Here is a 17,315-nt window from a genome sequence, read left to right as displayed (position 1 = left end):
TGAGTAGGAGGCGACGGTGCTGATGCAGGCGGTTCTCGCGGAGAGACCAGGAATACTCAGCGACGTCTTAGCCTTGCACAATATCCCAGATCCTGGCGTGCCAGGCGAGGGAGAAGTCACTGTTCGGATGATTGCCAGCACGATAAATCCCTCAGACGCGGTCACTGTTTCTGGCGCGTACGGTTCGCGCACCCAGTTCCCCTTCATCCCCGGGTTTGAAGGTGTCGGCATTATCGAAAGCGTCGGGCCTGGCGTTCCCGTTGAGGCTCTGGGAAAACGAGTACTCCCGATTGGTTCTGCTGGGAACTGGCAAGAAGTCAAATTGACTGCCTACTCGTGGTGCGTTCCAGTGCCCGATGACATTCCCGACACCAAGGCTTGCTTCGCCTATATTAATCCGCTCACAGCATGGCTCATGGTTGAGCAACACTGCTCGGATCAAACAGGTCAAGTAGCGATTACTGGTGCAACGACAACGATTGCAAGCCACCTCGCTGAATTTCTTTACATCCGTGGCATCCAACCAGTGGGCATCATCCGCGGCACACCCGGAAGCACCGTCGCCAATCGTGACCACTGGAGCGATGTCATCGAAACCAGTCATGCAAACTGGGCGAAACAGTTACAGAAACATAACGGGAAGAAGTTCGATCTCATTTTTGACTGCGTAGGAGGACAACTCGGCGCGACGCTCATGCGACATCTGGCTCCTGGCGGTGTACTCGTTCACTATGGTCTATTGTCGGGAGAACCACTACCTTCTGAGTGCTTTACCAGTGGTGAAAGCAAGCGAGTGGAGATGTTTCGTTTGCGTGACACGATCCACTCACACGCCCGAGAGCGCCTTCCTGCGTTGTTCACACCTGTGTTTGAGCACATGCGGGCCGGACGTTTACATACCGAAATTGCCGCAAGCGTTCCGTTGTCTGGGCTTCCGGCCATGCTCACAGATCAGTCCGGCGTCACTCCAGGGAAAGTGCTGATTTCATACGCTTAACAGTTCGTTGCTGACCGATCGCTATTGGAGCCCATCTATCGAGCCGGAATCTCGAATTGACGCCCTGTCCATCGTCGGCGAAGCCACCGATCGTGCGAAGCAATCACGATGGTTCCGGGATAGTCGGTGAGCGCGTTTTCGAGAGCCGTGACGAGGCTGAGCGAGAAGTGGTTCGTGGGTTCGTCAAGGAGCAGGATTTCGGGTGGGTCGGCCAGAAGCGCGGCGAGAGCAAGGCGACGCTGCTGTCCGACGCTGAGTTCGACCACGGATCGGTTCAGATCACGGGCGGGAATCAAACCGAAGGTGCTCAGCGGCACCTTCGCAGCCAGCTCAGCACCGACAAGGTCCACATAAGTCTGTCCCGTTGTGCGCCCGGGCCCGCGGTTGTGAGGGTCGGGCAGGGTGGTCTCCTGCGCGAGTAAACGTATGCGGTCGTTTGGGGAGCGGGTCACCTGTCCAGCGCTGGGTTCCAAGGTTCCGGCGAGTAGGCTCAGCAGGGTTGATTTGCCTGACCCGTTCGGGCCGGTGATGAGCCATTTCTCACCTCGACTGATGCTCAGCGAGGTGGCTGTGAGCCGATTCCGCACCGTCACGTTCGCGGTGGTAAAAACGGGTTCGAGCGCTCCCACGATGTGTGGTTCCCCGGCAGCGGTGAGACCCATGAATTCGAGTTCTTGTGGCGGTTTCCGAATTTGTCGGTCTTCGAGTTCTTCCAGGCGTGCGCGAGCATCATTGACACGGCGGGCAACGACCTGCGCGTTGCGGTCGGCGTAGAATTTTTGTGCCATGCGAACTTCGGATCGTGGTTTCCAGTCAGCATGGCCTACCGTCTGTTGATCCTTGACGGTCGCACGGAGCCGGGACAGTTCGGCCTGCTCGTCTCGATACTGTCGCTCCCACCCTCTTCGCACATCGGCGCTGACGATGAGGTAGTCAGTGTAGTTACCGGTGAAGCGGGTGGCCCCAATGGCGGTGCCGGTGCCATCTTGAACCAGCGGGCCTGCGACTGCGTGAGGAATCGGTGAGGGGTCGAGATCGAGCAGTGATGTGACCACCTCATCAAGGAATGTGCGATCGTGGCTAGCGACGAGCAATGGTCCGCGCCACGAGGACAGCACGCCGACAAGATAAGCGGTGGCGGCATCGTCAAGATGATTTGTCGGTTCATCAAGCAGCAGTACATCCGGAGCCTTCAACAGCAGCCACGCAAGGGCAAGCCGGGCACGCTGCCCACCCGAAAGAGAACCGGTGAGCCTGTTGCGGTCGATGCCATCGAGCCCAAGCCCAGTCAGCATCGCCGAGATTCGCGCATCGACGTCCCATGCCCCAAGACGCTCAGCAGTATCCAGGGCGTGTGCGTACGCGTCGCTGGCGGCCTGATCCTCGGGCCTGGATGAAAGGGCAACTCCGAGCGCGCTCACCTCTTCCACTACCCGACGCAAGGGGGCGACCGCTTGCTCAAGCGCTTCGGCAATAGTGGCGCTCGTTGAGAACGGCGGTTCCTGGTGGAGGAGCCCGATCTTGGGCATATGACTATCTGGCGCGTTCACCGTGACCGCGCCTGTCGCTGGTTCCAGGGCTCCGGCAATCACTCGAAGCAGAGTGGATTTGCCTGATCCGTTCTCACCGATCAGACCAACCCGGTCGCCAGCAGATACGACAAACGACACATCCGTGAGGACTCGCCGATCTGGGTATGAGAACGAGATGCCGTCGACTCGTAAGTGTGAACCGGTAGCGGTGAACGAAGATGTCGGAAGTAGGTGAGGCATGAAGAGAATCCTGAAGACGTGACGAAACCTGCCGGGCAGACGGCCTCGGACGCAGGTCTGGAAACGTTCAGATGCTCACGACTCCACCCTATCAAGACTCCTCACATGCTCAAGTCGAACGAATCAGAGGTGATCTAGAACGCGGCACGAAAGGCCGCTATCACCTTCGTCACACCCGCCGTCTACTGACGATCGGGGCGAGCTGGCGCACCTGTTTGACGCCCCTCCGACACTGTTCTGTGAAAGGCGTTCAGACTCATGCCCACTTTTGATAACCCCCTCAGTGATGCTGCCGAAGCATCCGAAGCGTTGCGCGGCCTCGCCCACGCGACCCGCACATTTGACAACCCGGCCGACACGTATGCGGTGATCGGTGACCTCCTCTCCGGGCTCCGCTCCCTCCGGCAAGTGTTCGACCAGCTCGCCACCACCCACCTCACGCACCGAAACCGTGCCTTCAACGACGCGGGCGACCACAAGATCGGTGCCGGGGACGCGTTGGCGGCCTCCGATGAACTCCATCACGCCGGGTCACTACTGGATGCGGCGAATGACCGACTCGATGCCGCGTCGCAAGCCTCCGGGCGGATCGCCTGGCACCCCGCTACTTCGGTGGCCGAAACGGTGCAGCGGTATGTGAGTGTGGTGTTCCTCCAAGGCGAGGACGCCGACCGGGTGCTCGACCAGATCGAGACGGACGGGATCACCGCAGGCATTCAACACCTCCAGGGGTGGGACTACGGGAACGAAACCACCGACACGGCGCTCGCACACGGGCACGTCTACGACGCCGTGCCGACCGGTGCACTGGATTGGACTGCTGAACACGGCGACTATGTGCTCGTCGCAAACCGTCACCTCGGCCACGTCAGCCTGCTCCGCAAAACCGCGTTCGACACCAACGTCCTGGCCACACCCGATGGTGTGTCCACCGACATTGCACCGGCACGGCCTGACGATCCTCCAGCCCGTCACGCTCCGGGTGCGCCGTCTGCGCGGGAGGATGCGTTCGGCCACCCCTTCCGCCCCGCGCATATCAGTGCTGTGATTCAGGGTCGGGGGCTGGGGCTGTGAACCGTCACGCTGATGAACGCCTGCACACGTCCGTGCTCGTCGGCCCCGACGGGGAACGCCGTAAGCACCGCAAAGCCCGCCGGAATGCCGCCGCGGCTCTCCACGCCGAAGAACGCCGGGCACGGGCTGCCGAAGCCAAAGCGCGCGCAGATGTTGAACGTGCTGAACGTCGTGGCACCCGCTACCTCCCGGCCGCGGGTGAACCTGGCCGCGCGGCGCTGGCCACGCCGGGCAGGTTCCGCCTTCCACGCCACCAAGACACCTCCGCTGCGTTGGCGGGTGCGTATCCGTTCCTTGCCGAAGGTGGGCTCGGCTCTGACGGCGTGTTTGTGGGTCAGGATCTCTACTCGGGCGGCAGCTTCGTGTATGACCCGTGGGTGCTGTACCAGCGCGGCCTGATCACCGCACCGAATGTGGTGCTCGCAGGCATTGTCGGCTCCGGTAAATCCTCCCTCGCGAAAAGCCTCTACACCCGGTCGATCCCGTTTGGTCGCCGCGTTTACGTCCCTGGGGACCCGAAGGGTGAGCATACGCCGGTTGCGGAAATGGTCGGCGGGCAAGCCATCGTTCTGGGCCACGGGCTGCGGAATCGGTTGAACCCGCTTGATGAAGGCCATCGCCCCTCAGGATTGTCGGATCATGAATGGGCCACCCAGGTTGCTTCTCGTCGTCGTGATCTCATCGGTGCTCTCGCCGCCACCGTGCTGGAACGCTCGCTGACCCCGTTGGAGCACACCGCGATCGATGTTGCCTTGACCGCCGTCGTCGCAGGTAACGATGTGCCAATCCTGCCCATGGTGGTTGACCTGATTCTCACGCCCGACCCGGCAGATAACGAAGATGGGCGGCTCGCTGAAGATGGCCGCATGGTCGGTCACGCCCTGCGCCGCCTCGTTGCAGGCGACCTCCAGGGCCTCTTCGATGGGCCATCGACGGTGGCCTTTGACCCGTCGCTACCGATGATCAGCCTGGACCTCTCACGGGTCGCAGAAAACAGCACGCTGATCTCGGTGCTGATGACCTGCTCCAGTGCGTGGATGGAATCTGCGCTCATGGACCCCAATGGTGGGCAGCGGTGGGTGATCTACGACGAAGCCTGGCGACTCATGTCCCACCCAGCACTGCTGAAACGCATGGATGCCCAGTGGCGGCTCGCCCGTCATTACGGGATCGCGAACATGCTGATCTTTCACAAACTCACCGACCTCGACAACGTCGGCGACCACGGCTCCGCCATGCGCGCCCTCGCCAGCAGCCTGCTTGCGAACGCGGAGACGCGGATCATCTACCGGCAAGAATCCGACCAACTCGGCATCACCGCGCGCACGTTGGGTTTAACGGGTACTGAACAGAAACTACTTCCCGGGCTTGGCACTGGGCAGGGGTTGTGGCGGATCAAGGACCGCTCGTTCGTGATCCAGCATCAGCTCCACCCGGCAGAACTCGACGCCTTCGACACCACCACCCGCATGATCACCAAAAGTGAGAAGTCCATCGACGCTGACGAAACCTCGCCCTCGCTGAGCCTGAACAGGGGTGGTGAGGGAGTATGAGCCGTCGAGAAATTCGTGCCCAACAGCAACAGGGCCAGCCGCCGGTGACGCTTCCGCTCGTGGTCGTGACCGTGGAAAAAGGAGGCACGTTAATCGTCACGGTTGACGGTTCCCTTTTCGCACCTGAGGCGTTTGCGCCTGCGTGGCGGCGCAGCGACTTCGGACGCATCATGGACCGCATCACCGATCAACGCCGCACCCCGGTGCGAGTGGAGGTGCACGAATCTGACGGGACCTCATTCACCGACATCATCACCCCCAGCCCAAGCCGCCGCACCCGCCCCGAACCCGAAACTGCGAACACAGAAACAGCGCTTGAGACTCCGGCCGCCCCACAGCTTGTGGAAGTCGCCGCGGAAGGGTTCATCCCGGGTGAAGACATCGGCGTCGCGATCATCGTCACCCACACCGATGCCTCCCACACTGGGCATGCTCGTGCGCTCCTTGAGACAGCCCAATTCGATGCGTCACCCACTGGAGAGGTCGTACTGATCGGTCGCGTCTCCGGGAACTACGAGATCGTGAGACACCCATGAACCGGCAAGCAGCGTCGATGAGTGACGGGCTCGCGAACCTCGGCATCGGACTGCTCATCGCGGCGGCAGGCCTCGCCGCGATCCTCCGTGTCGCGGGCACGATCGCCGCGTTCCTCACCGGCACCCCGCAACCACAAGCAGGCATCACCGCAGGCCTCATGGTGCTCCTGAATCCAGCCGACCCAGCACCTGCGCTAGAGGCTGACGGGCTCAACTCCATCGCGTACTGGATCACCACCACACTCCTGATCGTCGTTCTCGGTGCTGGGGTGTGGTGGGGGTGGACGAAGGTGCGTCACCACTCGCAGAGTGTGCAGACTGACCCGAGACGACTGCAAGGCATCGCCACCAGTGGCGAAGTCTCTCGCGTTGCCTCCGACACGGCACTGATCAAGCGGGCAGGTACCCTGCGCCCCTCCCTAGGTGCCCCGAAGCCCTCCGATGTCGGATACTTGCTCGGCCGCTCACGCGGGAAACGGGTGTGGGCGAGCGTGGAAGACTCGATCCTGCTCGTCGGCCCACCCCGCTCCGGCAAAGGCCTGCATGTGGTGATCAACGCGATCTTGGATGCTCCCGGCGCGGTCGTGACCACCTCGACCCGTCCAGATAACCTCACCGCGACACTCAGGGCACGTCAACGCATCGGCCCTGTGGCGGTGTTCGATCCGCAACATCTCGCCGAAGGCCTCCCAGCAGGGCTGCGCTGGTCACCGGTACGCGGGTGCGAGGACCCACTAACGGCGATGATCCGCGCCACCGGCCTTGCATCCGGCACTGGACTGTCGGCAGGTGGAGTTGAAGGGGGCGGGTTCTGGGAAGGGAAAACCCGCACCGCCCTCCAAGCCCTCCTCCATGCCGCAGCCCTCGACAACCGGCCACCGGCCGAATTGTTCCGCTGGACGCTCGACCCCACCGCTGCGGCCGAAGCCGTCGCAATCCTCACCAACAGCAGCCAAGCTGCCGCCGGGTGGGCCGAATCGCTGGAAGCGATGATCGACGCCGACCCGCGCACCCGCGACTCCATCTGGCAAGGCGTCTCCCTCGCACTTGCCGCGCTTGCTGACCCACGCGTGCTCGACGCCGTCACACCACGAGCGGGTGAACACTTCGATCCCGAGGCGTTTCTCACTGAATCCGGCACCCTGTATTTGCTGGCAACCGGTGCAGGAGCAGGCGCGTCCTCGGCGCTGGTGGCAGCGCTCGTGGAAGACCTCATCGAGACCGCACGGCGCATGGCTGCGCGCTCCGCGGGTGCGCGTCTCGACCCGCCCGTGCTGCTCGCATTGGATGAGATCGGGAACCTCGCACCCCTCCCGTCGCTGCCGACACTCATGGCCGAAGGTGGCGGCACGGGCATCACCACGATGCCGGTGCTCCAGTCGTTGGCGCAGGCACGTGATAAGTGGGGTGAGAACGCGGCGAACGCGATCTGGGATGCCGCGATCGTGAAAATCATCCTCGGCGGTGCTTCCAACTCCCGTGATCTTCAAGACCTCTCCACGCTGATCGGTGAGCGCGACGAATACACTGACTCCATCACCATCGGAGATCACGGCACCCGCTCGAACCAGCGCTCCATCCGCCGCGTCCCGATCCTGCCACCCGACCGGCTCCGCACCCTGCCGTTTGGTACCGGAATCACCATGCTCCGAAGCGCCCCACCCATCGTCACCAACCTCCGATCATGGGTCACACGTGACGACGCGAAAACACTACGCGCCGACCGCACCGAGATCGAAACCCTCCTCCAACAACGCCCATAACCCGCAAATTACCGGGAGCAGGCGTGCACCTGTCTGTTGAGGCCGACTGCACCAGGCAGTCACCGGAGCTGACAGGAGCATTCTCATGGCTATTCGTACCCAAGAATCACTTTCTGGGTTTATTGCGACAGACCCGCAACTCACCTATACCGAGCGTGGCGAAGCACGTTTCTATGCTCGGTTCGGGCAGGAGAACTACCGCCGGGAACAGGACGGCACGTTCACCAAGCTGGAGCCGGATTTCGGCAACCTCGTCATGTACCGCGCCACTGCCGAACGCGCCTACGAGCGCTTCAGCAAGGGCGATCAGTTCGTAGCTGAGGGCTACACCCACGACTACGAGTACGAGCGCGACGGGCAACAAATCACAGGCACCGAATTTGTCGTCAAAAAGATCGGTCACGACACCGCCCGCACACGCTACGACGTCGATCGTTCTCCACGAGCGCAAGCAGTCGATCGTGAAGGTTCAAGCCGTGAGACGCCTGGGTTCAAGTCTCCGCAACAAACGGACCGGTCACAGGGTGCTCCGGCGATGGGGATGTGAGAGACAGCCATGAACGATCACCCTTTGCCTGAAATTGATCCGGATGAGAGCACCATTGAGGACTTCGAACTGACCGCTACTGACTTGGAGGCCGCGGGTCCGCCGCATCCAGTGAACTGGAACCTTCTTAGTGCCGATGACTTGGAAGCCGAATGGCTCGAACTCAACCGGTGGGTTGACTGGCTCCGCAAAACTTATGGCCTCCCGGCAAGCGTGATTCCACCGTTCTGGCACCACCACCCTGAACTTGTGTGGGAACTGTCCGCACTGCACTTACACTGGCTCTGTGCCTACGATCCGGAACAAAACGGGTCAGCGCCGTTGGGATGGCACCGTGATTTCGTGGACGCCCGCCAACGCCTTCGCGACTGGGTCGCAGCCTCCGGCACCCGACTCGACCGAGATCGCCCGACACGGCAGACCACCTGGCCTGGCGAAGAACCGGCACCGCAAATCGAAGACATCGTCATCGAGGACCGCGATGACGAGTTCACGGATTTCGTACTGGCAGAGGTCGCGCAGCGACGAGCCGAAGAAGAAGCGTTCTATCGACATGTTGCAGGTGACGATCATGACTGAATCGAGCGACTACCCGTCGATTGACACGGTGCGCGGGATGATCCGACCAAGCGACTATGAAGCGTTTCGGGTTGGGTGGCGCGATGGTGAGGTGCATCGCGCCACCGACCCGATAGCGAGCGAGGTCATCGAGGATCTCGCTCTGTTGTTAGACTCTTCGACCTTGGTTGAGCGGATCACGCCACCGGAGTGATCTGGATGCGCTGGTCAATCGTGCCTCGACCGGGGAGGGCATCGATCTGCTGGATCATGCGTCGCAGGAAGTTGCGCTTCTCTTTGATTCCCTTGCTCTCCCATGAACGGATCACCTCTGGACCGTCCGTTATCACCAGATGATCGAGTTCGACCGCATCGACGCGTCGTTGCAGTACGTCGATTCGGTTCTGCGCATCCTCGATGAGGCCCAAGAGCACAGTCACCATCGCACCCTTATAGGCGCTCGTGCCTTGTTTTGCAAGTAACGCGTTCTTCTCTGCCGTGGCTTCATCAAGTTGGGCGAGAAGATCATCAACCGCAGCATCAGATCGGGCGGCTCGTCGCCTCGCCCGAGCTTTCGCCAGAGCCTCATCGGTGATTTGTGAGAAGAACCATCCCAACACATATGCTTCGGCCTTGTTGGCATTGATCGTGCAGCTGCCCGGACAATTCCCCGCCCCACGATGCCGATTCGTCAAACATCGATACACATACTCAACCTGCTTTTCCCCGCTGGCACGATGGCGGGTTTTCTGGTGGCCATACAGCCGCCCACCGCACTGGCAGTAGATCAGCCCTGTCAGCAACCACTCGTGCGAACCCCAAGGCTTACGAGCCTTGGAAGTTTTTGCTTCTTCAAGCAGTCTCCGTACACGTAACCACGTTGCTCGGTCACAGACTGGTTCCTGAGAGATCACCGGTTCTCCGCTGGCGTCGCGAGCGATGTAATCGAGGAGATCGATCTTCACACCGCGTTGATGTTCTGGAACCTGACGCATCCGATACCCAATCATGCGCGGCGAGACCAGCGATCGGTAAATCGTTGCCTCGTACACGTACGCGCCCGAAGCTGTGGTGATTCCGTACTGCTCCTTCCAATACCGGCCAATCTGCGCCAGGCTCTTGCCTGCTAGGACGAGATCTACCGCATCCTTCAACGCCTGATGCTCCACTGGGTGAGGTATCAACCTGATGCCAGTGCGCCCCATCGCGTCCGTCACTCGTGGGCCCTGCATCCACCCAAATGGGCGCATTCCGCCATGATGGAATCCGGCCTCGGCAAGGTGCCGCTTTGATGCCAGTTGGCGTTCACTCATCGAGTCTGTCTCGACTTCGGCAAGCAATGCCTTGATGCCCGTCACCAGTTTGGCACCGGCAGTTGCAGTGTTCAGTTCATCTGTGGAGTCCTGATGCGATCGCAGCTGAACACCTGCCCGTTGACAGTCGCCGATCCATTCGATGCACTGCGAAGCGATCCGGTTCGTTCGATCAAGTTTCCAGAATGCAACGGCCCCTATTTTTTCTGCCTTGATGTCAGCGTTGAGCTGACGCCACCCTTTTCGAGTCTTGATCGCTGCGGAGCTTGCAGAGTCGTTGTCGATGTACTCGCCCATGATCGTCCAGCCGCCCTCGGCCGTGAGCATGCGCGTCAAGTCGATCCTCTGCCGCTCGATCGCGTCGGCCTTGTCCTTGTGGTACTTCGACAACCGCAGATACAGAAAAATCGGCTTCGTCCCCGGGGTCGGGGACTCAGGACCGGTCTGCGCGTAGGCCGGGTAAACCGTCGAACGGCCTGTCCGGCCTGGACGAGCATTGACGCCTGGCTGGTGTCGCGATGTGTTCATGTGCTTCCTCCTTGTTCAAGGAGGTGCACTTTCCATCCCGTGCCTCAGCTGAATCAGCACACCGCACGAACCAAGTTCGAGCGTTGGGCTACCGATGCGCCCTTGGGTTTCTTCGCTGGATTCAGCATGGTTTACGCTTTGCAGCTGTGGTTCGCCACAGCGGGGTGGACCGGCCGTGAACATGCCATGCAAGTTGCGTTGGTGGCGGTGGGAGTATCCCTGATTGCTGCCGGCTTCGCCCATACCGAGCGTGGCCGCCATGCCCTGGCAAGCGGCTTCGGCATCAGCATGGTTGCCGCCGCCATCCAGGGGTGGTTCCATGAGTCGACCCCGCTTTGGGTTTCGGCGGTCTGGATCTTCATGGCCTTGCTGGTATTCCTCCTGGCTGAGAATCGCCGCTTCCAGATCAGCCATGCAGAACACCGCGCGCAGCGCGGCAAGCCCATCGAATTCTAGGCTCGCCGCACCGGCAGCTGGTGTCTAGCGCGGAGCCATGCGAATGGCGCCATCAAGGCGAATGGTCTCACCATTGAGCATCGGGTTAGCCACGATGTGCTCTACCAATGCCGCGTACTCCTCCGGACGTCCCAGACGCGATGGATGCGGCACCTGGGCACCCAGGGAATCCTGGGCAGCCTGCGGCAGGCCAGCCATCATCGGGGTGTGGAAGATGCCAGGAGCGATGGTCATGACGCGGATCTGGTGGCTTGCCAGTTCGCGTGCCAGCGGCAGGGTCATGGCAGCTACTGCGCCCTTGGACGCCGCATAGGCAGGCTGTCCGATCTGGCCGTCAAAGGCAGCCACGGATGCGGTATTGATAATGACACCACGCTCGGAAGTTCCGTGCTCATCGACTTCCGCCTCGCTGTGCGCCATGGCTTCAGCAGCCAAGCGGATGACGTTGAACGTTCCGTTGACGTTGATCTCCAGCACCTTCGAGAAGCGCTCCAACGGCAGCACGCCTTCACGGCCCAGCACCTTGCCCGGGGTTGCCACGCCGGCACAATTGACCAGCACCCGCAGGGTTCCTAGTTCCTTGGCGCGTTCAATGGCGGTGGCAACCTGCTGAGCGTCGGTGACGTCGGCTGGCACGAAACGGACATTCGCCCCGATCTGAGCGGAAATTTCATCGCCGTCATCCCGTGGCAAGTCCAGGACCAGTACATGTTTAGCCTGACTGGCTAATTTCTGTGCGGTGGCTCGGCCCAGACCTGACAGTCCACCGGTAACCAGGGCGACTGAATCCTGCAACTGCATGTGTACTCCCTTATAGAAAACAATCTTGTGACCTACATTACTGGCCAGTTGCTTTCTGCAGAAGTAACCGCTGGAGGCAAAGACGCCGTTGGATGCTCTGGGGAGCGTCCAACGGCGTCTTTGTTCTTCAGTGCCTAGCGGCTAGTGCCTAGTGGCTTGGAACCTTTGAAGGTTCAGCTTCTGCGGCCACAGCTTGCTTCCGGCCTCCGAGCAGGAAACCGATCACAACGATGCCGACACTGCAGGCAGCGCCAATCAGGAAGCCTGGCTGGAAGCCTTCAACCATGGCCGTGAGCTCATCGGTTCCCGCTGCAATCTTCGCGGCGGTAGCAGAAGCAACGACGCCAACGAGCAGCGCGGTGCCCATGGCTCCTGCCAACTGCTGCAAGGTGGACAGCAACGCCGAACCGTGCGAGTGCAGGTGGTGGGGCAGTGGATTCAGCGCGGTGGTGAAAGCAGGGGTGAAGATGAACGCCAATCCCAAGCTCATCACCAGATGCAGCACGACCAGCAGCCAGATCGGGGTGTCCGCGTCAAGGATCATCGCGTAGCCCAGCAACGAAGCCAGCAGCACCAAAGCGCCAGGGACGATCAGCGGGCGGGCACCGACCTTGTCGTAGAGCTTGCCGACCATTGGGGCCAAGATACCCATCAGCAGTCCGCCAGGAAGCATGATCAGGCCGGTGGTCAAAGTTTCAATACCCAGCACGTTGGTGAAGAACATTGGCAGCAAGATGATCACGCCGAACAAGGCGATCATCGAGAACATCATCAGCACCAGCGACAGGCTGAAGCTCTTGTAGCCCAGTGGACGCAGGTCCAGCAGAGCCTTGTCTTCCTTCTGCAGGTTCAGCTGCAGGAAGACGAATGCCAGCAGGCAGAGCACCGCGCCAATGAGGATGCCCAAGTTCAATGGGGTCACCCCGGCCGACAGGCCGCTCAGTGCGTACACCAGGCCGCCGAAGCCCGGGATTGCCAGAATCAAGGAAGGAACGGACAGCGGGGTCGACACGCCTTCGACGTCCCTAGGCAGGCGCGGTGAACCAACCAGCAGCGCCACGACAGCGATCGGAACGATCACGATGAACATGAAGCGCCACGACAGGTACTGCAGGATCAGGCCAGACAGGGTGGGGCCGATAGCCGGAGCAACAGAGATCACGATGGATACGTTGCCCATCAGCACGCCGCGGCGTGCTGGCGGCACCAGGTGCAAGATGGTAGTCATCAGCAGTGGCATCATGATGGCTGTGCCGCTGGCCTGGATAACTCGGGCGACCAGCAAAACGGTCAAGCCCGGAGCGGCCGCTGCCAGGATGGTGCCCACGGTAAACAGTCCCATGGCCAGGATGAAGACCTTGTGGATGCTCATTCGCTGCAGCAGGAAGCCAGTCATTGGAATAACGACGGCCATGGTCAGCATGAAGATAGTCGACAGCCACTGAATTGCATCAGCGGTGACATTGAATTCGTTCATCAAGACTGGCAAGGCCACGTTCATGATGGTTTCATTCAAGATCACTACAAAGCTGGAAACAATCAGCACCGCAATTGTGGTGAAGTTTTGCTTGCTCAATCGTTCTGGAGCGTTCGTCACGGCAGGAATCTGCTTCCATGAGGATTTGGGAAAAGGAAATGCTATCCGAATGCCCGCAGGATCTTGCCAGACAAAACTTGAAATAGCTCAACCAATTTTATCTCCTACGGCTGTTGCGCACTAGAGTCGCAGCTAGGCTGCGAGGTGAGTTCCGCAACACAGATTCAGCTTCATGGAATGTCGGAGGTTTGTGTACCAAGATAGAACCATGAACGTGCGCACTCCTGACCCATATCCTGGATGGCTCTCCGAAGAGGACCTCTACGAGGCGCGACAGCGCCTGCCGATCCTTTACGTTGAAGCTATTCCCGTGCGCTTGGACCCGCTGGGCTATGTCAATGAAGTAGGGCTGCTGCTGACCGGCGATGATGACGGGCAGATGCTGCGGACCTTCGTCTCTGGCCGAGTCATGTACCGGGAAACCATTCGAGCTGCCTTGATCCGCCATATCGAAAAGGATCTGGGCACCATGGTGCTCCCGCAGCTGCCCGCGTCCCCAGTGCCTTTCACTGTGGCTGAATACTTCCCTGCGCCAAGCGAAACAGGTCTGACCGATGACCGCCAGCACGCCGTTTCCATGTGCTACATCGTGCCGGTGCGTGGCGAATCCAGCCCGCGTTCGGATGCTTTGGAGCTGACCTGGCTCTCGCCAAGCGAGGCTTTGAGCTCAGACATCCAGGGCGAGTTCGCTGGCGGACGTGAAAATATTCTCCGACAGGCATTAGCCCATGTCGGACTGAATATCTAAATTTCAGTTTCGCGTTTTGGAACAATCCCCCGCCGACGTTTGAGGATCGTTCCGACCCAGCTTCCGAGCAGCACGCCGAGCATGCCCACCGCACAGCCGATCAACGTCTCGATGACGCGGTCGTACATGACGGCACCGCTGAGGCCGGTGACCAGCGAGACGCCGACCAACGCCATCGGGGTAATGAATATCTGCGCCAAGAAGTAATTGCGCATGACCAGCATCTCTGCCATGAATTGGCACAGTGCGTTGAAGGCGAGCAAGACCCACACCTGCGGGTTCAGGAAGATCAAGATCGCCATCAAGATCATGCCTGCCAGTGTGCCCAGCATTCGATGCATGCCGCGGCGGATGCGCAAGGTCGTGGTGTGCCCGACCAGTGGCACTACCGCTGCCACCATGGCCCAGTAGTTGTGCCCTGCTTCCAAGCGGCTGCCCACGGTATTGGCCAAGGCGCCTGCCACGCCGGCAGACAGGATGTAGAACAGCCCTTCCCACCAGATCGCTCTGCGGACGTTATCGGAAAGCGGCGGCAACGGGGTTCGTTTCCAAACGTTTGCCCACTGGCCTAGCGCTCCGGCAGCTCCAATGGCGATGGAAAGCAGGACTGTCAGCGCGGAAACCAACAAGGCCTCCCCGAAGGGAGCCGGTTCAGGGATCGAAGCGATCGCGGCAAAGGCGAAGATGTGGAACAGCGAGCCGCCAGGACGCAACCGCATGAAGCCCACCAGCACCGAGCATGCTCCGGCGACCAGCGTGGTGGCGCCAACGATCTGCCACTGCTTGACCTCGGGGTTTGCATGGTCAATCCACCAGTAGGAAGCAGCCAACGCCAGCGCGATCACTACGAAGAACAGGGCTCCGGAACGAACCTGCATGCGCAGTCGGTTCCAATAGCCATCCACACGGCCATAGACCCCGGTAAAAGCGCCGAAAACCGCGAAGACAACAAGGTCTAACCGGTCAACCGCGAATAGCGTGATCAGCGGTGCGAAGACACCAACACCGGTGCGCAGCCCAATCCAGTGGTCCTTGCGAGCCGGCCCCAGCTTAACCAGTGCCGCAACCGAGTCCTTCAGTTTTTCCAGGCCCACGTTTTCCTTTCGTCGCGTTGGACACAACACGTACTGTTCATTATTCGCGCTTTGCCTTGTGAAGCGTTAGGTTTCGGCGCACATTAGGGCTGTCGTTTTCCTCACCGAGCTGTTAATACGGCACACTTGGTACGTGCCTGAAAAGAACTTTGACCCCAGTGCCCCGCATGCCCGCCAGGATGAATTCGGTTTTGAAGTAGGAACCCGCCTCACCGCTACCGACGGTTCACCAATGCTAGGACGCACTGGCGTTATCCGAACTCCTCACGGAGAGATCAAGACTCCTGCGTTCATCGCCGTTGGCACCAAAGCAACGGTGAAGGCTGTCACCCCAGTGCAGGTAGAGCAGCTCGGTGCCCAAGCGGTACTTTCCAATGCTTATCACCTGTACCTTCAGCCAGGCGCCGATATCCTCGATGAGGCTGGTGGCTTGGGCAAGTTCATGGGCTGGCGGGGCCCTACCTTCACCGATTCCGGCGGATTCCAGGTCATGAGCTTGGGTTCGGGATTCAAGAAGGTCATCGACATGAAATCGGTTGACCAGTCCGGCCCCGATGATGCAGTTGCTCCGGGCAAGGAGCGTCTGGCTAACGTGGATGAAGACGGCGTTTGGTTCAAGTCCCATCTCGATGGCAACAAGCACCGTTTCTCCCCCGAAATCTCCATGGGCGTGCAGCACCAGATTGGCGCGGACGTCATGTTCGCCTTTGACGAGCTGACCACCTTGCAGAACTCGCGCGGCTACCAGGTCGAGTCCCTTGAACGTACTCGCCGTTGGGCTGAGCGGTGCATTGCCGAGCATTTCTCGCTGACTGATTCGCGCGTAGGCAAGGACTACCAGGCACTGTTCGGCGTCATCCAGGGTGCCCAGTATGAAGATCTGCGCCGCAAGGCCTGCCAGGATCTTGGTGCCATGGCGTTTGACGGTTTCGGTATTGGCGGTGCACTGGAAAAGGAAAATCTGGGCACCATCGTCGGCTGGTGCTCCGAGGAGTTGCCTGAGAACAAGCCACGTCACCTGCTAGGCATTTCCGAGCCAGACGATATCTTCACCGCAATTGAGAATGGCGCAGATACCTTTGACTGCGTTTCGCCTACCCGCGTGGCACGCAATTCGGCGTTCTACACCCCATGGGGCCGTTTCAACCTTTCTGGTGCACGCTACAAGCGCGACTTCACCCCGCTGGTGGAAGGTTGCCCGTGCTATGCCTGCGAGAACTTCAGCCGTGCCTACATTCACCACTTGTACAAGGCCAAAGAATTGCTCAGCCACACCCTGATCTCAATTCACAACGAACATTTCACTGTTTCGCTGGTTGAGTCGGCACGTCAGGCGATCGAAGACGGTACGTTCTTCGAGCTCAAGGACAAGGTGCTTTCCAGCTACTACGCTGGCACGCCAGATCCACAGGGCAAGCCGGCAACCGCATAAGCTTCAGGGCATAAAGCGTTCAAGGCCTCGATTCGTCACCGCCAGGTGCAGAATCGAGGCCTTGCTTTGTCTTAGAGCGCGGCTTTTCCGCCGTCGCGAATCATCGGCAGATGCATGATCCCGTCATCGTCATAGTCGGCTCCGGAGCGCTGGAACCCAAATTTCCCGTACCAGCTTTCGAGCTGGGTCTGTGCGCTGAGCTGGATTTGAGCGTGGGGCTGGCAGAGCCCTACCGCTTGTTTCATCAATTCTCCGGCTAGCCCACGCCCTCTGGCACTGCTGGCTGTGGCAACTCGCCCAATCCGCGGACTCGGGCTGCCGATTTCCATGATCCGTACCGTGCACAGCACTTTTCCGTCTTCCAACGCGCACAGGTGGACCGTGTCCTCATCTAGATCATGCCCGTCGATGTCCGGATAGCAGGACTGCTGTTCCACAATGAAGACATCGGCACGTAATTTCAGCACGGCATAGAACAGCTGTTGCGGCAGCTCGGCGGGTTTGAATATGGAAATCGAGACGGTCATGTTCCAAGCCTACCTACCG

General features: G+C 60.3%; 17 protein-coding genes. 11 read left to right on the top strand and 6 right to left on the bottom strand.

Going from position 1 to position 17,315, the window contains the following annotated elements; translation table 11 throughout:
• Positions 1 to 22: 22 nt before the first annotated feature.
• Positions 23 to 997, top strand: a complete 975-nt coding sequence (locus AARI_RS02295) for a zinc-dependent alcohol dehydrogenase family protein (protein ID WP_041649257.1) — start codon at positions 23 to 25, stop codon at positions 995 to 997.
• Positions 998 to 1,032: 35 nt separating this feature from the next.
• Here the strand turns inward: AARI_RS02295 and AARI_RS02290 are convergent, their stop codons facing one another.
• Positions 1,033 to 2,667: an ABC-F family ATP-binding cassette domain-containing protein gene (locus AARI_RS02290; RefSeq protein WP_322786097.1), complete on the bottom strand. Its 1,635-nt coding sequence runs from the start codon at positions 2,665 to 2,667 to the stop codon at positions 1,033 to 1,035.
• Positions 2,668 to 3,027: 360 nt separating this feature from the next.
• Between AARI_RS02290 and AARI_RS02285 the strand changes: the two genes are divergently transcribed.
• The 7 genes from AARI_RS02285 (at position 3,028) to AARI_RS02255 (ending at position 9,014) form a co-directional block, all read left to right on the top strand.
• Entirely contained in the window at positions 3,028 to 3,843 is an 816-nt protein-coding gene (locus AARI_RS02285) for a hypothetical protein (protein ID WP_013347763.1), read from the top strand.
• Positions 3,840 to 5,396: an ATP-binding protein gene (locus AARI_RS02280; protein ID WP_013347762.1), complete on the top strand. Its 1,557-nt coding sequence runs from the start codon at positions 3,840 to 3,842 to the stop codon at positions 5,394 to 5,396. Before AARI_RS02285 ends, AARI_RS02280 begins: the two co-directional genes overlap by 4 nt.
• Complete coding sequence (locus AARI_RS02275; protein WP_013347761.1) at positions 5,393 to 5,932, top strand: hypothetical protein; 540 nt, start codon at positions 5,393 to 5,395, stop codon at positions 5,930 to 5,932. The genes AARI_RS02280 and AARI_RS02275 overlap by 4 nt, the downstream gene beginning before the upstream one ends.
• Positions 5,933 to 5,949: 17 nt before the next feature.
• Complete coding sequence (locus tag AARI_RS02270) at positions 5,950 to 7,695, top strand: type IV secretory system conjugative DNA transfer family protein (RefSeq protein ID WP_231849425.1); 1,746 nt, start codon at positions 5,950 to 5,952, stop codon at positions 7,693 to 7,695.
• A gap of 85 nt (positions 7,696 to 7,780) precedes the next feature.
• Complete coding sequence (locus tag AARI_RS02265; RefSeq protein WP_013347759.1) at positions 7,781 to 8,242, top strand: single-stranded DNA-binding protein; 462 nt, start codon at positions 7,781 to 7,783, stop codon at positions 8,240 to 8,242.
• Positions 8,243 to 8,251: 9 nt separating this feature from the next.
• Positions 8,252 to 8,821 (top strand): hypothetical protein, encoded by a 570-nt coding sequence (locus tag AARI_RS02260; RefSeq protein ID WP_013347758.1) that lies wholly within the window; start codon positions 8,252 to 8,254, stop codon positions 8,819 to 8,821.
• Entirely contained in the window at positions 8,814 to 9,014 is a 201-nt protein-coding gene (locus tag AARI_RS02255) for a hypothetical protein (RefSeq protein WP_041648345.1), read from the top strand. Before AARI_RS02260 ends, AARI_RS02255 begins: the two co-directional genes overlap by 8 nt.
• Here AARI_RS02255 and AARI_RS02250 read toward each other — a convergent pair.
• On the bottom strand, positions 8,998 to 10,641 hold the full coding sequence (locus AARI_RS02250; protein ID WP_013347757.1) for a recombinase family protein: 1,644 nt from the start codon (positions 10,639 to 10,641) through the stop codon (positions 8,998 to 9,000). The two genes, AARI_RS02255 and AARI_RS02250, sit on opposite strands and share 17 nt — an antisense overlap.
• Positions 10,642 to 10,680: 39 nt before the next feature.
• Between AARI_RS02250 and AARI_RS02245 the strand changes: the two genes are divergently transcribed.
• Complete coding sequence (locus AARI_RS02245) at positions 10,681 to 11,097, top strand: hypothetical protein (protein ID WP_013347756.1); 417 nt, start codon at positions 10,681 to 10,683, stop codon at positions 11,095 to 11,097.
• 24 nt (positions 11,098 to 11,121) lie between these two features.
• Here the strand turns inward: AARI_RS02245 and AARI_RS02240 are convergent, their stop codons facing one another.
• The gene (locus AARI_RS02240; RefSeq protein ID WP_013347755.1) at positions 11,122 to 11,898 is read right to left on the bottom strand and encodes a 3-hydroxyacyl-CoA dehydrogenase; all 777 of its coding nucleotides are present in this window, start codon (positions 11,896 to 11,898) and stop codon (positions 11,122 to 11,124) included.
• Positions 11,899 to 12,046: 148 nt separating this feature from the next.
• Entirely contained in the window at positions 12,047 to 13,495 is a 1,449-nt protein-coding gene (locus AARI_RS02235; RefSeq protein WP_013347754.1) for an MDR family MFS transporter, read from the bottom strand.
• 208 nt (positions 13,496 to 13,703) lie between these two features.
• Between AARI_RS02235 and AARI_RS02230 the strand changes: the two genes are divergently transcribed.
• Entirely contained in the window at positions 13,704 to 14,243 is a 540-nt protein-coding gene (locus tag AARI_RS02230; protein ID WP_013347753.1) for an NUDIX hydrolase family protein, read from the top strand.
• Here AARI_RS02230 and AARI_RS02225 read toward each other — a convergent pair.
• On the bottom strand, positions 14,240 to 15,337 hold the full coding sequence (locus tag AARI_RS02225) for an FUSC family protein (RefSeq protein WP_013347752.1): 1,098 nt from the start codon (positions 15,335 to 15,337) through the stop codon (positions 14,240 to 14,242). The two genes, AARI_RS02230 and AARI_RS02225, sit on opposite strands and share 4 nt — an antisense overlap.
• A 133-nt stretch (positions 15,338 to 15,470) precedes the next feature.
• Between AARI_RS02225 and tgt the strand changes: the two genes are divergently transcribed.
• Positions 15,471 to 16,769 carry a tRNA guanosine(34) transglycosylase Tgt gene (tgt, locus tag AARI_RS02220; RefSeq protein WP_013347751.1) on the top strand — a complete coding sequence of 433 codons (1,299 nt, stop codon included), beginning with the start codon at positions 15,471 to 15,473 and terminating at the stop codon, positions 16,767 to 16,769.
• A gap of 71 nt (positions 16,770 to 16,840) precedes the next feature.
• Here tgt and AARI_RS02215 read toward each other — a convergent pair whose 3' ends face one another.
• Positions 16,841 to 17,296 (bottom strand): GNAT family N-acetyltransferase, encoded by a 456-nt coding sequence (locus AARI_RS02215; protein WP_013347750.1) that lies wholly within the window; start codon positions 17,294 to 17,296, stop codon positions 16,841 to 16,843.
• Positions 17,297 to 17,315: the final 19 nt, after the last annotated feature.

This window comes from Glutamicibacter arilaitensis Re117 (assembly GCF_000197735.1).
GTDB lineage: Bacteria > Actinomycetota > Actinomycetes > Actinomycetales > Micrococcaceae > Glutamicibacter > Glutamicibacter arilaitensis.
Note: the sequence above shows the minus strand (reverse complement) of the source record. Positions and strands in the feature narration are given on the sequence as shown.

Bases quoted from the DNA above. Each gene is read 5' to 3' on its own strand.
- AARI_RS02270 (WP_231849425.1), top strand. From the start codon at position 5,950: ATGAGTGACGGGCTCGCGAACCTCGGCATCGGACTGCTCATCGCGGCG.
- AARI_RS02285 (WP_013347763.1), top strand. From the start codon at position 3,028: ATGCCCACTTTTGATAACCCCCTCAGTGATGCTGCCGAAGCATCCGAA.
- AARI_RS02250 (WP_013347757.1), bottom strand. From the start codon at position 10,641: ATGAACACATCGCGACACCAGCCAGGCGTCAATGCTCGTCCAGGCCGG.
- AARI_RS02240 (WP_013347755.1), bottom strand. From the start codon at position 11,898: ATGCAGTTGCAGGATTCAGTCGCCCTGGTTACCGGTGGACTGTCAGGT.
- AARI_RS02260 (WP_013347758.1), top strand. From the start codon at position 8,252: ATGAACGATCACCCTTTGCCTGAAATTGATCCGGATGAGAGCACCATT.
- AARI_RS02295 (WP_041649257.1), top strand. From the start codon at position 23: ATGCAGGCGGTTCTCGCGGAGAGACCAGGAATACTCAGCGACGTCTTA.
- AARI_RS02265 (WP_013347759.1), top strand. From the start codon at position 7,781: ATGGCTATTCGTACCCAAGAATCACTTTCTGGGTTTATTGCGACAGAC.
- AARI_RS02255 (WP_041648345.1), top strand. From the start codon at position 8,814: ATGACTGAATCGAGCGACTACCCGTCGATTGACACGGTGCGCGGGATG.
- AARI_RS02215 (WP_013347750.1), bottom strand. From the start codon at position 17,296: ATGACCGTCTCGATTTCCATATTCAAACCCGCCGAGCTGCCGCAACAG.
- AARI_RS02230 (WP_013347753.1), top strand. From the start codon at position 13,704: ATGAACGTGCGCACTCCTGACCCATATCCTGGATGGCTCTCCGAAGAG.
- AARI_RS02275 (WP_013347761.1), top strand. From the start codon at position 5,393: ATGAGCCGTCGAGAAATTCGTGCCCAACAGCAACAGGGCCAGCCGCCG.